Below are 14,125 nucleotides of genomic sequence, written 5' to 3' on the forward strand. Positions count from 1 at the left end.
GAAATTGGCTATAGTGGCGCCATTCTTCTGGCCGGCGTGAACGTCCCTATGAATCTGAACCTGGTATGTTATTCCCTGCTGCTGCTCACCGCCGTGGGCAGCGCCCTGCTGCCCTACCCGCTGGCGATGTGGTTTTTACTGAGCAGCCTTCTGACATGGCTTATCTATGGCGCCGACAAGCTGGCGGCGCGCAAAGCCTGGCGCCGGGTGCCGGAAACCACGCTGCTGGTGCTGGGCCTGGCGGGAGGCTGGCCGGGGGCCATCCTCGGCCAGCAGTGCTTTCGCCATAAAACGCAAAAGCAGCCCTTCCGGACGCGGTTTTTCATCAGCGTAGCGCTCAACGTGGCGGCGCTGGCCGGGCTGTACGTGGTTTATACCTATCTGCTCAGCCGCTAAGCGGCGAGGCTAGCGCGGCGTCTGGCGGATCCACACCAGGCGATCGACGTCAAAGCCCAGCTCGCGCGCGGTATTCAGGTAATCCTGCTTCACCGCCGCCGGAATGGTGGGGGTGCGCGACAGGATCCACAGATAGTCACGGTTGGGGCCGCTGACCAGCGCGTACTGGTAGTCGTCGTCCAGGCGGATCACGTTATAGCCGCCGTAGAATGGCCCGAAGAACGACACCTTCAGCGCCGCGGTGGTGGGGGCGCCGGTGAAATAGGCTTTCCCGTCGCTCTCATTCCAGCGTTTTTTGACCGGGTCATAACCGCGGTTGACGACGCTGATCCCCCCATCGCTGCGGGCGCCGTAGGTGGCGGTCACCTGCTCCAGGCCTCGCTCGAAGCGATTCTCCAGGCGAGCGACCTCATACCATTTTCCGAGGTAACGGCTGGCGTCAAACCCGCTAATCGGCTGAACGCCTTTCGGCGGCGTGGGCGATTTACAGGCCACCAGGGTTAACGCGATAGCGACGCCGGTGACAACAGGCCATAGCTTCATGAGAACTCCTTTCATTTACGCGGTTGGGGAAAGTGTAGTGCAAAGCCACTACACTTCACGCCAGCCGTCGTGATTCGTAGTATATTGAGAATATTCTTTGTTAACAGGTGGCCTCCATGCCTTACTCCATCGGCGAATTTGCCCGACTATGCGGGATAAATGCGACCACGCTTCGCGCCTGGCAGCGCCGCTACGGCCTGCTTAAGCCGCTGCGCACCGATGGTGGACACCGTCTGTACAGCGATGACGACGTCCAGCAGGCGCTGAAGATCCTCGACTGGGTGAAAAAAGGGGTGCCGGTCAGCCAGGTGAAACCCCTGCTGTCGCGCCCCGGCGCGCGGCGCACCAATAACTGGTTGACGCTGCAGGAGACCATGCTGCAGCGGCTGAAAGAGGGAAAAATCGAGTCCCTGCGCCAGCTGATCTACGATGCCGGGCGCGAATATCCGCGCCAGGAGCTGGTGACCGAGGTGCTGCGTCCGCTGCGCAGCCAGGTCTCCGCCAACGTACCGGCCATCATGACCCTGCGCGAAATCCTCGACGGCATCATCATCGCCTACACCTCGTTTTGCCTCGAAGGCGACAAGAAGGCGCCCGGGGATAACTTTCTGATCACCGGCTGGCACCTGACCGACGCCTGCGAAATCTGGCTTGAGGCGCTCAAACGTACCGGCCAGGGCCATCGCATCGACGTCCTGCCGGTGCCTCCCGCCGCCCTGGCGCCGGAGATTTTTCCCCAGCGCAACTGGCTGCTGGTCACCAGCGGCAAACTCTCCGCTGCCCGCCAGAGGCAGGTCGAACTCTGGCAGCAGCAGGTCGTCTCCCTCGAGGTGATCCCGCTCTAACCCCCTGTTTTCACTTACCTCCACGCTCTGTTCCGCCAGCACCCGGTGGCGCGGCGGGCTCACGCTTGCCCTTTGCGCCACCCGCGACTTTCACTCCTTAAAACACCAATCATAACAACATGATTTTTAACACAAATAAAATATATTTTTCTACAAACTTGGACAAACAATTTTATTTGTGTAAGTTTTAAGTATGCCATTACGCTACCGTATCTAGCCAGGATGTGATCCATGAGCACCTCGCCGTCCGTGATTCGTCGTTTCGTTGAGTACTACGCCGGGCTGGATGCACAGCCGCCCGCGGCGCTGGCCACGCTGTACCATCCGGACGCGACGCTGAGCGATCCTTTTGGTCAGCATCAGGGGCTGTTCGCCATTCAGCGCTACTTTACCCATCTGCTGGCCAACGTGGAGCAGTGCCGGTTCACCATCGACACGCCGCTTTGCGACGGCCAGCGGTTCGCCGTGACCTGGACCATGCACTGGTCGCATCCGCGCATTGCCGGCGGAGAAACCCTGGCCCTGCCGGGCTGCTCGGTGGTGGACATCGCCGGGGAGCAGGTTCTCCATCAGCGCGACTACTACGACGCCGGGGAGATGATCTACGAGCATCTTCCCCTGCTGGGCTGGGCGGTGCGCGGCGTGAAGCGGAGGGTGCGCTCATGATGACGGTGCTCATCACCGGCGCCAGCTCCGGGATCGGCGCCGGCCTGGCGAAATCCTTCGCGGCGGATGGCCATCTGGTCATCGCCTGCGGGCGCGATGCGTCGCGCCTGGCAGCGCTCCAGCAGCTCAGCCCCAACATCAGCGTACGCCTGTTCGATATGACAGACAGGGACGCCTGTCGCCAGGCGCTGACAGGCTGTTTTGCCGACCTGATCATTCTCTGCGCCGGGACCTGCGAATACCTCGACCACGGACAGGTGGATGCCGCCCTCGTGGAGCGGGTGATGGCCACCAACTTCCTCGGGCCGGTGAACTGCCTGGCGGCGCTGCAGACGCAGCTGGAGGCTGGCGATCGGGTGGTGCTGGTCAGCTCCATGGCGCACTGGCTGCCCTTCCCGCGCGCGGAAGCCTATGGCGCCTCCAAGGCGGCGCTGATCTGGTTTGCCAATAGCCTGCGTCTGGACTGGGAGCCGAAAGGGGTCGCCGTCACGGTGGTCTCTCCGGGCTTCGTCGACACCCCGCTGACGCGCAAAAACGACTTCGCCATGCCCGGCCGGGTGAGCGTGGATCGGGCGGTGGCGGCGATCCGCCACGGTCTGGCGAAGGGCAAAAACCACATCGCCTTCCCCACCGGTTTCAGCCTGGCCCTGCGGCTGCTGGCCAGTCTGCCATCGGGTATCCAGCGCCTGCTGTTGCGCAGGATGGTGCGCTCATGAACATCGCCATCATCGGCAGCGGCATCGCCGGGCTGACCTGCGCCTGGCGACTGGCCGGACACCATCAGGTAACGCTGTTCGAAGCGGGCGCCACGCCGGGCGGCCACACCGCCACCGTGGATGTCGCCACGCCGCAGGGCACCTGGGCCATCGATACCGGATTTATCGTCTACAACGATCGCACCTATCCGCGCTTTATGGGCCTGCTCAGCGAGCTGGGGATCGGCGGGCAAAAAACGCAGATGAGCTTCTCGGTCCACAACCCGACCAGCGGCCTGGAGTACAACGGCCACAGCCTGACCTCGCTCTTCGCCCAGCGGCGCAATCTGCTGAAGCCGGCCTTCTGGGGACTGCTGAGCGAGATCGTCCGCTTCAACCGCCTGGCGAAACTGGCGCTGACCGAGGCGCTGGATCCAGGCGCGACGCTGGAGAGCTTCCTCACCCGCCACCGCTTCAGCCCCTTCTTCGCCCGCCACTATATTCTGCCGATGGGGGCGGCCATCTGGTCGTCGTCGCTGCAGGAGATGCGCCGCTTCCCGCTGCCGCTGTTTTTGCGCTTCTTTGAAAACCACGGTCTGCTGGATATTCGCGATCGTCCGCAATGGTACGTGGTGCCCGGCGGTTCCCGGGAATACGTCCGCGCCCTGCTCGCCAGGCTCGGCGATCGCCTGGACCTGCGGCTCAACGCGCCGGTGCAGCAGGTGGAGCGCCACCCGGCGGGAGTTATCCTGCGGCTGGCGTCCGGGGAGGCGCATTTTGACCAGGTGATCTTCGCCTGCCACTCCGCGCAGGCGCTGGCGATGCTGGCGGCGCCCACCGACGCCGAGCGTGAGGTGCTGGGGGATATCGGCTGGCAGCGCAACGAGGTGGTGCTGCACAGCGATCCGCGCTGGCTGCCGGAGCGCCAGCGCGCCTGGGCCAGCTGGAACTATCGCCTGAGCGACGGGGATTTGGCCCGGGCCTGCGTCACCTACAACATGAATATTCTCCAGGGGCTGCCTGCGGGCGCCCCCCTGTTCTGCGTCACCCTGAACCCGGACGCGCCGGTGGACGATCGCTATGTCTGGCAGCGCTTCGTCTATGAGCATCCGCTGTTTAACCCGCAAAGCTGGTCGGCCCAGCTGCGGCGCGAAGAGATTAACGGCCAGCAGCGGAGCTGGTACTGCGGGGCCTACTGGTACAACGGCTTTCATGAGGACGGGGTGCGCAGCGCGCTCGACGTGGTACAGGGCATCGCCGCGGCGGAGGGCAAGTGATATGAACAGCTGCCTCTATCAGGGCGTCCTGCGCCACCGTCGCCTGCAGCCGAAGGCGCACCACTTCGTCTACCGCCTGTTTATGACCTGGCTCGACCTCGACGAACTGGACAGGCTGCCTGAGGCGGGCATCCGCCGCAACCGCCTGGCCGCCGCCGCCTGGTACGACGCCGATTATCCGCTGGGCGCGCCGCTGAAGGCCCAGGTGCTGAACCGGCTGGAGAGCCTGACCGGCTGCCGCCCGGCGGGACGCGTGATGCTCCTGACCCAGCTGCGCTACTTCGGCTTCCATTTTAATCCGGTCAACTTTTACTACTGCTATGACGAGGCCGACACCCTGCGCTGGGTGCTGGCCGAAGTGCGTAACACGCCGTGGAATGAGCGTCATTACTACGCGGTGGACGGCCAGCCGTCCGCCCGCCCTGCTGTTGGCCGCGGCGGGCTGCGGCCTGGACGCCTGCTGGGCGCTGGCGGGGCTGATCGATTTTCGCGGCGACAGCCTGCTGCCCCTGTGGATGGTGGCCCTGTGGCTGATGTTCGCCGTCGTCTGGACCCGACTGACCCGCACCACGACGCTTCCCGGCTGGGTGCTGGCCGCGGCCGCCACCGTCGGCGGCCCGGTGGCCTACCTGCTCGGCGCGCGCCTCGGAGCCATGACCCTGCTGGTGCCGATGGCGCTTGCCGTGGCCGCCATGGCCTGCGGCTGGCTGGTGCTCATGCTGTTATTCCATCTGGGGATGGGGAGGCGAAAATGAGATTCGCGCTGTTACTGCTGTGGCTGACCACCCTTGCCCCGGCGGCACACGCCGCCGACTGGCTGACGTGGCGCCGCGTCGGCGAGGCGACCCTCACCTGGGGGCCGTTCACCGTCTATCACTCGCAGCTGCGCACACCCAATGGCCGGTATGACGGCCCGCAGCAGGATCGGGCGCTGATCATCACCTACCAGCGCGATATCGATCGCGAGGCGCTGGTGGAGGCCACCCGCGACCAGTGGCAGGCGCAGGGCATTCTGCAACAGGAGCCGCGCAGCGAAGCCTGGCTGCGCATGCTGCAGGGGATCTGGCCGGACGTCGCGCCGGGCAGCCAGCTGGCGTTCGTGGACAGCGGCAGCGAGGGACAGTTCTGGTACCGCGCCAGCGCCGCGCAGACCGCCTTTACCCCGCTCGGCCCGCGCCAGTCGGCGGCATTCAGCACCCGCTTTCTCGCCATCTGGCTCGATCCGCGCACCACTTATCCCGAACTGCGTCAGCAGTTGATCGGAGGTACACCATGAAACGCATTCTGACCCTTGGCCTGGCGCTGCTGATGCTGATCCTCGCCGGCTGCAGCACCGAGGTCACGGAGTACCGGCAGCAGCAGCCCGCCCTCGACATTTTCCACTATTTTCAGGGCCGAACCGAGGCGTGGGGGATGGTGCAGGATCGCAGCGGCAAGCAGCTGCGCCGCTTCCATGTAGCGATCGATGGCGACGTCGTCGGCGACACCCTGACGCTCCATGAGCGCTTTGTCTATGACGATGGCGAGAAGCAGCAGCGGGTGTGGCGCATTCGCCGCACCGGCGATAACCGTTATCAGGGCACCGCCGGGGACATCGAAGGCGTGGCCAGCGGCCAGGCGGCAGGCAATGCCTTTCACTGGCGCTACAGCATGAACGTCGAAGCCAGCGGCAGCCGGTGGCTGCTGCACTTTGACGACTGGATGTTCCTGCAGGATGGCAGCCATTTGTTTAACAAAACCGAGATGAAGAAATTCGGCATTACGGTCGCCACCGTGACCCTTTTCTTTACCCGAACCACAGCAGAAGAGAGGACAGCGCCATGAACACGCAACCTGTCATTGGGATCAGCGGATGTTTAACCGGCTCAGCCGTGCGATTCGACGGCGGGCATAAGCGTATGGGCTTTGTGATGGATGAGCTCGCGCAGTGGGTGGCGTTTAAACCCGTCTGCCCGGAGATGGCGATCGGCCTGCCCGTTCCCCGCCCGGCGCTCCGCCTGGTGCAGACCCCGGTCGGGGAGATCCGCATGCGCTTCAGCCACGCCCCGCACGAGGATGTGACGGAGAAGATGGCTGATTTCGCCAGCGCCCACCTCGCAACCCTGGGCGAGCTGTCGGGCTTTATCGTCTGCGCCAAATCGCCGAGCTGCGGAATGGAGCGCGTGCGGTTGTACGATGAAAAAGGCAATCGCGGGCGTAAGGAAGGCGTGGGGCTGTTTACCGGTGCCCTGATGGCGCGCTACCCGTGGCTGCCGGTGGAAGAGGATGGCCGGCTGCACGATCCGCTGCTGCGGGAGAATTTTGTCGAGCGCGTTTTCGCCCTGCATGAACTCAACGCCCTGCGCGCCCGCGGCCTGACGCGCCACAGCCTGCTGGCCTTTCACAGCCGCTACAAGCTGCAGCTGCTGGCTCACCACCAGGCAGGCTACCGGGAGATCGGCCCGTTCGTCGCCTCGCTGCATGAATGGGAGGATCTGGAGGCGTTCTTCGAGGTTTACCGCGAGAAGCTGATGGCGATCCTCAAGCAGCCCGCCTCGCGGAAAAACCACACCAACGTGCTGATGCATATTCAGGGTTATTTCCGCGACCAGCTAAACAGCCGCCAGCGCGGCGAGCTGCGGGAGGTGATCCTCAACTATCGCGCCGGGCTGCTGCCGATCCTCGCCCCGCTGACGCTGCTTAAGCACTATCTGGCCGAGTATCCGGATCGCTACCTGCAGGCGCAGAACTATTTTGACCCCTACCCGCAGGATCTGGCCCTGCGCCTGACGGTGAACTGAAGGGGGATGGGCCAGCTGCCCGGCGGCGCTGCGCTTGCGCGGGCCTGGGGGTGTGAGCCTGCGGGAAGGAACGTAGGCCGGATAAGGCATTTATGCCGCCATCCGGCACTACCGCAGGTATGGAGCCTGACCGCCCGGCGGCGCTGCGCTTGCCGGTCCTGGGGGGAGCCCGCAGGAAGGAACGTAGGCCGGATAAGGCATGTATGCCGCCATCCGGCATAAATGGAGCGCATCAGTTGTAGCCCGGCTAAGCGTAGCGCCAGCCGGGAACGCTCCTTCGACAACGCTATCGCATCAGAACCACGCCTCAAACATCCCGCCGACGTTCAGCGAATCCAGCTGCTGGTCCTGGGTGCCGTTAACCTTCGCGGTATGCTCGTTGTCCACCTGGCCGCCGGTCACGTAGAAGCGCAGCATCGGACGGAACTCCGGCCCCATGCCGATGGCTATGTTCTGCGACAGCGTCAGCTTCCAGCCGTGGTTATCCCCGCCCTGGTCGTAATCCACGCGCTGGTAGCCCGCTTCCAGCCAGGTGGAGTACACGTCGTTCCAGAAATACATCGGCCGCACGATGGCACCGTAGTTCTTGCGGTTGTCGGTGTTGTCCCTGCCGTTGTCGTAGTCGTGGAAGGCCAGCAGATATTCCACCTGCGCCTGCTGGGTGAACTTATGGCTGCCCTCGAAGCTGGCGTAGACCGTGGTCAGGTCGTCGGTTTTGTTATAGACGCTGTTATCCGAGTTATCGGAGTAGCGCAGGATCACCTTGTTCACCCCGCTGTCGTTGGTGTGGCTCAGCACCAGGCCGCCCTGCCAGGCTTCGAGACGCGCGTCGCTGTCCACCGCCTTTGAGTCAAAGCCGTAGTTGGCGTACACCTCGACGTCGATCGGCCCGGCCTTGATGTTGTGGGTTTTGGTGGTCAGCGCGTAGTGGCCGTTGTCGCCGGTGTCGGAGCTGCCGGTACAGGTGATGCGCGACGGGTTGGTCTCGTCGGCCATCACTTCCGGACTACAGGATTTCACCTGCGACACCGCCGCCACGTCGAACTGCACGCCGCCGATATCAAAGTTCTTTACCCCGGCGCCCTGGCCGTCGTGGTTCATCCAGAAGTAGTCGTTGATCCCCTGTTGCGGACGCTGGTGGAAGTCGCGGCCGGCCCAGATATAGGCGTTGGGGTTGGATTCCAGCACGTTGGTGACCCCGACGTAGGCCTTCTTCAGGTTAACTTCGTCGCTCCAGTGGTCGAACATCACGTTAAGATCCCAGATAGCCCCCTGCGCGCTTTTGAAGGCCTTGCTGATCTGGAATTCGCCGCCGTTGCTTTCGTTGCCCAGACGGCCGATCGCCGAGGCGCCGTTATAGGAGCCGTCGACGCCGACATATTTCTGGTCGCCGGTCTGGAAGTGAGCGCCATAGCGGGCATAGCCGCTGAACTTGAGGCCAAACGGAATGGCCATATCCGGCGAGGCGGCGGTGGTTTCCGGGTTAGTAATCACGTCGACCTTTTTGTTGGCCGCGGCGTCGATTTTTGCCTGGCGGTCGGCCAGCGCTTTATCAACGGCCTTGGCAACGATGGCGTCGATCTGTTCCTGAGTAAATTCTTGCGCCATTACAGAGGTAAGTGGAAAAAACGCGGCGATAACCGCCATGGTTAATGGAAGTTTTTTTATCATTGTCATGAGTTTCTCAATATAGGTTAATTTTATTCAGACAATAACCAGCCTATTCTGAGCTGACAGAATATGTCGCTATCATCAGAACAAGTTATTTTTTATTTTGTACGGTCACAGAGGCGTTACACAATTATCGTTACCCTTCCTCCTTCGCTGATATTAAACAGGTGGTCTTTCGCCACTGACAAAAAAAACACAGCACGAACCAATAAACGCTATTTCCCGGCAGCGGATAGACGGCGGAATACATGCCCCCGCGGGAGCATGTCAGCAAAAATTAACCAAAGATATAGGTATTGACGAGATTTTCGAGTAATTCCTGACGCCCGCTCTGAGGCTGCGGATTCAGATTATGCTGCTCAGCGTATCGGGCAATATTATCCAGCGACATCTGCCCGCTCATAATTTTCTGCCCCAGCTCGCCCTGCCAGCCGGCATAGCGTTTTGCCAGACCCTGATCGAGCTTGCCATCCTCAATCATGCGCGCGGCCAGCTTGAGGGACAGCGCCATCACGTCCATGGCGCCAATATGGCCATAGAACATGTCGTATTTGTCGGTGCTCTGCCGGCGAACTTTGGCGTCAAAGTTCAGGCCGCCGGTGGTGAATCCCCCGGCTTTGAGGATCTCATACATCACCAGGGTATTTTCTTCCACGCTGTTCGGGAACTGATCGGTATCCCAGCCGAGCTGCGCATCGCCGCGGTTGGCATCAACGGAGCCGAAAATGCCCAGCGCGATGGCGCTGGCGATTTCATGGTGGAAAGAGTGCCCCGCCAGGGTGGCGTGGTTGGCTTCAATGTTCACCTTGATCTCATTTTCCAGACCAAACTGCTTCAGGAAACCATACACCGTCGCGACATCGTAATCGTACTGATGCTTGGTGGGCTCCTGCGGTTTCGGCTCGATAAGCAGCGTGCCGCCAAAGCCAATCTTATGCTTGTGCTCCACCACCATCTGCAGGAAGCGGCCAATCTGCTCACGCTCCTGGCGCAGGTCGGTATTCAGCAGGGACTCGTAACCTTCGCGGCCGCCCCACAGAACATAGTTTTCGCCGCCGAGCTGGTGGGTAGCGTTCATGGCGGTCACCACCTGCGTGGCCGCCCAGGCAAACACCTCCGGATCGGGGTTGGTCGCCGCCCCGGCGCCGTAGCGCGGGTGGGTAAAGCAGTTGGCGGTGCCCCACAGCAGTTTCACGCCGGTTTGCTGCTGTTTCTCCGCCAGCACCTCGGTCATGATGGCGAAATTATGCAAATACTCTTTCAGCGACGCGCCTTCTGGCGAGACGTCGACATCGTGGAAGCAGTAATACGGCACGTTGAGCTTGTAGAAAAATTCAAACGCCACGTCCGCTTTGCGTTTGGCCATTTCCAGCGCATCGCCCGCGGCCTGCCAGGGACGCTCAAACGAACCGGCGCCAAACATATCCGCGCCATTCCAGCAGAAGTTATGCCAATAACAGGCGGCAAAACGCAGATGGTCTGCCATGCGTTTTCCCAGCACGATTTCATCCGGATTATAGTGGCGAAATGCCAGCGGATTATCGGTTTTGGGTCCGGCAAAGCGAACGCGTTCGAGCTGGTCGAAATAGGTTTGCATGATGAACTCCGAAATTGAGAAACAGGAAAATTAACAACTGTGACACATCGTGTATTCTCATCGTCGGTTGCTCAATTACGTTATTTCACTCGGCGATTGAGAAAATGCTCAAATGTGAGCCATCTCGCAAATAAAACTATTTTAAATATCTCGCTTCGCGCGCGTATAGCGTACACTCCCTGGGGAATTCAGGTATCCATATCAAATTAAAATGCCGGTTTTGTCACTTTGTCTGTCTGCCCGAAAATTAGCGGCGGAAAACGGTTTAACGCAGGTGATACAGGCCTTTGCTTCGAGGATCACAGAAGTAAAAAAACATAATTACGTAATTTAAAAACGTAATAGATTCTTCCTGGTCAACTGTGTCAGAAAGTGTTTCACCTACACAAAACAAACCGGAGTCTGCTTAGAATGAGTAAAAACATAATGCACAGTCGGCATGATGAATATCATAAATTAACCCGCGGAGAACGAATTGGTTATGGCATGGGCGACTTTGCGCAAAACCTGGTTTTCGGCACAATTGGGGGTTTTCTGGCTTTGCATATGCTGACGGTAAATACCATCAGCACGGCAACGGCAGGCTTTATTTTTCTTTTTGTCCGCATCATTAACGTGTTTTGGGATCCGATGGTCGGAACCTATGTGGATAAACGAACCTCAAAAGCAGGGAAATATCGTCCCTGGCTGTTACGAGCCGGCGTGCCGCTGGTGATCCTGTCGGCATTACTGTTCGCGCCAATCCCCGGAGTGAAAGGTTCGGTGGCTTTCGCCTTTATTATTTATCTGGCGCTGGACCTGGTTTATTCCTTAGTCAATATTCCCTATGGCTCGCTGAATGCCTCGCTGACCCGCGACCCGGAATCGATCGATAAGCTGACCAGTACCCGCATGATGCTGGCCAACAGCGCCAACCTGCTGGTCTATACCCTGTTCCCGATGTTTGTGCAGATGGCGGCGCCGAAAGATCGTAGCCTGAAAGACACCGGCTTTTTCGGCCTTGAGCTGAATCTGGGCAACTATACCGATCCGTCAGCGAACTACGCCTGGTTCGGCGTGTACGCCATCTATATGATCATCGGCGCGGTGGCCCTGTTTATCTGCTACAAATGCACCAAAGAACGCGTTGTCGCGACCGCCGAGCAGACCGCCAACGTCAAAACTACCGACCTTTTCCACGAGCTCAGACATAACCGTCCGCTGGTTATTCTCGGCATGTTCTTTATGCTGGCCTTTACCTTCATGTTCTTCATGAACACCGTTAACGGCTTCTTCAACCAGTTCGTCGTCGGCCATTCCGAATGGATGGGCGCGGTGGGTCTCGTCGCGTCTATTCCCGGCATCGCCTTCCCGGTGTTCTGGCCGAAACTGAAAAAAATCTTTGGTAAAAAAGGCTTCTTCCATCTGTTCCTCGCCATGTTCATCGTCGGCGAACTGCTGACCTACGTCTGGTCCCGCGAAGGGATGCACGACGCCCTGTGGCTGGCCTACATCGCCACCTTTATTAAACAGTGGGGCTTAACCTCCGCCACCGGCTTTATGTGGGCGCTGGTACCGGAAGTTATCGCGTACGGCGAATTAAAATCGGGCAAACGCAATGCCGCCATTATCAATGCCATTATGGGACTCTTCTTCAAGATCGGCTTCACCATCGGCGGCGCTATCCCGCTGTGGCTGCTGGCGGTGTATGGATTTAATGAAAGCGGCGCCGTGCAGAGCGCCAGCGCCATCGACGGGATCATTATGACCGCGGTGTGGATCCCAATTGCGCTGGCCGCTATTTCGATGGTGATCATGCAGGTTTATCCGATCTCCGATAAACATGTTACCGACATCAACCGTCAGCTGGATGAGATCCGCGTGTAGTTAAAAAAATTATAAATCAGACCGATCCTTAACTTTCCATTTTAAAAGGTGTAATGAAATGTCACTTATTCAAAACCCGATATTACGCGGCTTTAATGCCGACCCCAGTATTATTCGCGTCGAGGATACGTACTATATTGCCAACTCGACGTTTGAGTGGTTCCCGGGCGTGCGTTTACATGAGTCCAAAGACCTGAAAAACTGGAACCTGCTGCCTTCGCCGCTCTCCACCACCACCCTGCTGGATATGAAGGGCAACCCCTCCTCCGGCGGCATTTGGGCGCCGGCGCTCTCCTGGGCCGACGGGCAATTCTGGTTGGTGTATACCGATGTGAAGGTCACCGAAGGCGCCTTTAAAGACATGACCAACTACCTGACCACGGCGAAGGATATTCGGGGCCCGTGGAGCGACCCGATCAAGCTGAACGGCGTCGGGTTTGACGCCTCGCTGTTCCATGACGACGATGGCCGGAAATATATCGTCCAGCAAACCTGGGATCACCGGGAGTACCATCACCCCTTCGATGGCATTACCTTAACGGAGCTGGATACCAAGACGCTGAAGTTAATGCCGGAAACCGCGCGCACCATCTACCGCGGCACCGCCGTGGCGCTGGTCGAGGGGCCGCACCTCTATAAACTGAACGGCTACTACTATCTGTTTGCCGCCCAGGGCGGCACCGTGTTTACCCACCAGGAGGTGGTGGCGCGGTCGAAAACCCTCGAGGCCGACAGCTTCGAAACCGAGCCGGGCGACGTGTTCTTAACCAACGTCGATACCCCGGACAGCTACATCCAGAAACAGGGCCATGGCGCGCTGGTCTCCACTCCGGAAGGCGAATGGTATTACGCCTCGCTCTGCGCCCGGCCGTGGAATCGCCCGGGGGAATCCATCTACGACCCGCGCGGCTGGTCAACCCTCGGCCGGGAAACCGCGATCCAGAAAGTGTACTGGGACGACGAGGGCTGGCCGCGTATTGAAGGCGGTCACGGCGGGAAAACCTTCGTCGAAGGGCCAAAAGACGCCATCTTCACCGAAAGCGCCAGCGATAATAGCCAGCAGGATGACTTTACCTCGCCAGCGCTCGACCCGAACTGGAATACCCTGCGGGTGCCGTTTACGGCCAAAATGGGCACCACCGGCGACGGCAAATTAACCTTAATCGGCCAGGGTTCGTTAGCCAATACGCATGACCTGTCGCTGATTGCCCGCCGCTGGCAGGCCTTCTATTTTGACGCCGCGGTGAAGGTGAAATTCGAGCCCTTCAGCTACCAGCAGATGGCCGGGTTAACGAATTACTATAACGACCGCCACTGGAGCTTCGTCTTCCTGACCTGGAATGAAATTAACGGCAAGGTCATCGAAGTCGGCGAAAATAACCGCGGGAAATACACGTCGTACCTGAAAGATAACGCCATCAAGGTGCCGGACGGCGTCGAATACGTCTGGTTCCGGACTAAAGTCCGCAAGCAGACCTACAGCTATGAATACAGCTTCGATGGCGTGACGTTCACCGAGATCCCGGTCCAGCTGGATGCCGCGGTACTGTCCGATGACTATGTGTTGCAGAGCTACGGCGGGTTCTTTACCGGGGCGTTCGTCGGCCTGGCGGCGGTAGACTACGCCGGGTACGGCACCCAGGCTGAGTTTTATCAGTTCGAGTATCAGGAACTGGGCGATAGGTTAGCGGCCGATGGGAGCTATAGCTGGGAGGCTGGCGAGACGCGGGATAAGTAAGAGAAAGCTGGCCCACGCTACCGGTGAGGTAGCGTGGGGTTTGTGCTGTGT

The 14,125-nt window shown here is 59.9% G+C and carries 13 protein-coding genes and 2 pseudogenes; 12 read left to right on the forward strand and 3 right to left on the reverse strand.

Translation table 11 applies throughout. The annotated features are described in order from the left end of the window. Window positions 1–48: 48 nt before the first annotated feature. On the forward strand, window positions 49–396 hold the full coding sequence (locus tag KB892_RS22540; RefSeq protein WP_002887261.1) for a DUF1294 domain-containing protein: 348 nt from the start codon (window positions 49–51) through the stop codon (window positions 394–396). A gap of 9 nt (window positions 397–405) precedes the next feature. Here KB892_RS22540 and KB892_RS22545 read toward each other — a convergent pair whose 3' ends face one another. Beyond that, entirely contained in the window at window positions 406–939 is a 534-nt protein-coding gene (locus KB892_RS22545; protein ID WP_002887259.1) for a lipocalin family protein, read from the reverse strand. Between the two features lie 116 nt (window positions 940–1,055). Here KB892_RS22545 and KB892_RS22550 point away from each other — a divergent pair, with 116 nt between their 5' ends. The 9 genes and pseudogenes from KB892_RS22550 to KB892_RS22590 all read left to right on the forward strand — a co-directional run bounded on the left by KB892_RS22550 (window position 1,056) and on the right by KB892_RS22590 (window position 7,202). Next, window positions 1,056–1,784 (forward strand): MerR family transcriptional regulator, encoded by a 729-nt coding sequence (locus KB892_RS22550; RefSeq protein ID WP_002887258.1) that lies wholly within the window; start codon window positions 1,056–1,058, stop codon window positions 1,782–1,784. Window positions 1,785–2,015: 231 nt separating this feature from the next. Next, window positions 2,016–2,450, forward strand: a complete 435-nt coding sequence (locus tag KB892_RS22555; protein WP_002887256.1) for a nuclear transport factor 2 family protein — start codon at window positions 2,016–2,018, stop codon at window positions 2,448–2,450. Then, window positions 2,447–3,166, forward strand: coding sequence for an SDR family NAD(P)-dependent oxidoreductase (locus KB892_RS22560; protein ID WP_062955121.1), 720 nt, complete (start codon window positions 2,447–2,449; stop codon window positions 3,164–3,166). Before KB892_RS22555 ends, KB892_RS22560 begins: the two co-directional genes overlap by 4 nt. Continuing rightward, window positions 3,163–4,422, forward strand: a complete 1,260-nt coding sequence (locus KB892_RS22565) for an NAD(P)/FAD-dependent oxidoreductase (RefSeq protein WP_004152217.1) — start codon at window positions 3,163–3,165, stop codon at window positions 4,420–4,422. Before KB892_RS22560 ends, KB892_RS22565 begins: the two co-directional genes overlap by 4 nt. Before the next feature lies 1 nt (window position 4,423). Then, a pseudogene (locus tag KB892_RS22570) lies at window positions 4,424–4,846 on the forward strand (DUF1365 family protein); the annotation flags it as partial. Continuing rightward, a pseudogene (locus KB892_RS22575) lies at window positions 4,827–5,177 on the forward strand (DUF2878 domain-containing protein); the annotation flags it as partial. The pseudogenes KB892_RS22570 and KB892_RS22575, both read left to right, overlap by 20 nt. Beyond that, window positions 5,174–5,698 (forward strand): hypothetical protein, encoded by a 525-nt coding sequence (locus KB892_RS22580; protein ID WP_004152214.1) that lies wholly within the window; start codon window positions 5,174–5,176, stop codon window positions 5,696–5,698. The pseudogene KB892_RS22575 and the gene KB892_RS22580, both read left to right, overlap by 4 nt. Then, entirely contained in the window at window positions 5,695–6,246 is a 552-nt protein-coding gene (locus KB892_RS22585; protein WP_002887163.1) for a DUF3833 domain-containing protein, read from the forward strand. Before KB892_RS22580 ends, KB892_RS22585 begins: the two co-directional genes overlap by 4 nt. Next, complete coding sequence (locus KB892_RS22590) at window positions 6,243–7,202, forward strand: YbgA family protein (protein WP_004152213.1); 960 nt, start codon at window positions 6,243–6,245, stop codon at window positions 7,200–7,202. Before KB892_RS22585 ends, KB892_RS22590 begins: the two co-directional genes overlap by 4 nt. A 294-nt stretch (window positions 7,203–7,496) precedes the next feature. On the opposite strand, the gene KB892_RS22595 is transcribed toward KB892_RS22590, so the two are convergent. Both KB892_RS22595 and xylA read right to left on the reverse strand, forming a co-directional pair. Then, the gene (locus KB892_RS22595) at window positions 7,497–8,879 is read right to left on the reverse strand and encodes a carbohydrate porin (protein WP_004152212.1); all 1,383 of its coding nucleotides are present in this window, start codon (window positions 8,877–8,879) and stop codon (window positions 7,497–7,499) included. Between the two features lie 271 nt (window positions 8,880–9,150). After that, window positions 9,151–10,470, reverse strand: coding sequence for a xylose isomerase (gene xylA / locus KB892_RS22600; RefSeq protein WP_002923185.1), 1,320 nt, complete (start codon window positions 10,468–10,470; stop codon window positions 9,151–9,153). Window positions 10,471–10,896: 426 nt separating this feature from the next. Here xylA and KB892_RS22605 point away from each other — a divergent pair, with 426 nt between their 5' ends. Both KB892_RS22605 and KB892_RS22610 read left to right on the forward strand, forming a co-directional pair. Beyond that, on the forward strand, window positions 10,897–12,336 hold the full coding sequence (locus KB892_RS22605) for an MFS transporter (RefSeq protein WP_004153321.1): 1,440 nt from the start codon (window positions 10,897–10,899) through the stop codon (window positions 12,334–12,336). 58 nt (window positions 12,337–12,394) lie between these two features. Beyond that, window positions 12,395–14,074 (forward strand): glycoside hydrolase family 43 protein, encoded by a 1,680-nt coding sequence (locus KB892_RS22610; protein ID WP_002887062.1) that lies wholly within the window; start codon window positions 12,395–12,397, stop codon window positions 14,072–14,074. Window positions 14,075–14,125: the final 51 nt, after the last annotated feature.

Origin of the sequence: Klebsiella sp. P1927, assembly GCF_018204675.1 — a bacterium.
Taxonomy (GTDB): Bacteria; Pseudomonadota; Gammaproteobacteria; order Enterobacterales; family Enterobacteriaceae; genus Klebsiella; species Klebsiella pneumoniae.

Excerpts from the sequence above, each read along its gene's own strand:
- KB892_RS22610 (WP_002887062.1), top strand. The coding sequence starts at position 12,395 with ATGTCACTTATTCAAAACCCGATATTACGCGGCTTTAATGCCGACCCC.
- KB892_RS22580 (WP_004152214.1), top strand. The coding sequence starts at position 5,174 with ATGAGATTCGCGCTGTTACTGCTGTGGCTGACCACCCTTGCCCCGGCG.
- KB892_RS22560 (WP_062955121.1), top strand. The coding sequence starts at position 2,447 with ATGATGACGGTGCTCATCACCGGCGCCAGCTCCGGGATCGGCGCCGGC.
- KB892_RS22545 (WP_002887259.1), bottom strand. The coding sequence starts at position 939 with ATGAAGCTATGGCCTGTTGTCACCGGCGTCGCTATCGCGTTAACCCTG.
- KB892_RS22590 (WP_004152213.1), top strand. The coding sequence starts at position 6,243 with ATGAACACGCAACCTGTCATTGGGATCAGCGGATGTTTAACCGGCTCA.
- KB892_RS22565 (WP_004152217.1), top strand. The coding sequence starts at position 3,163 with ATGAACATCGCCATCATCGGCAGCGGCATCGCCGGGCTGACCTGCGCC.
- KB892_RS22595 (WP_004152212.1), bottom strand. The coding sequence starts at position 8,879 with ATGACAATGATAAAAAAACTTCCATTAACCATGGCGGTTATCGCCGCG.
- KB892_RS22550 (WP_002887258.1), top strand. The coding sequence starts at position 1,056 with ATGCCTTACTCCATCGGCGAATTTGCCCGACTATGCGGGATAAATGCG.
- KB892_RS22605 (WP_004153321.1), top strand. The coding sequence starts at position 10,897 with ATGCACAGTCGGCATGATGAATATCATAAATTAACCCGCGGAGAACGA.
- KB892_RS22585 (WP_002887163.1), top strand. The coding sequence starts at position 5,695 with ATGAAACGCATTCTGACCCTTGGCCTGGCGCTGCTGATGCTGATCCTC.
- KB892_RS22555 (WP_002887256.1), top strand. The coding sequence starts at position 2,016 with ATGAGCACCTCGCCGTCCGTGATTCGTCGTTTCGTTGAGTACTACGCC.
- KB892_RS22540 (WP_002887261.1), top strand. The coding sequence starts at position 49 with ATGAATCTGAACCTGGTATGTTATTCCCTGCTGCTGCTCACCGCCGTG.
- xylA (WP_002923185.1), bottom strand. The coding sequence starts at position 10,470 with ATGCAAACCTATTTCGACCAGCTCGAACGCGTTCGCTTTGCCGGACCC.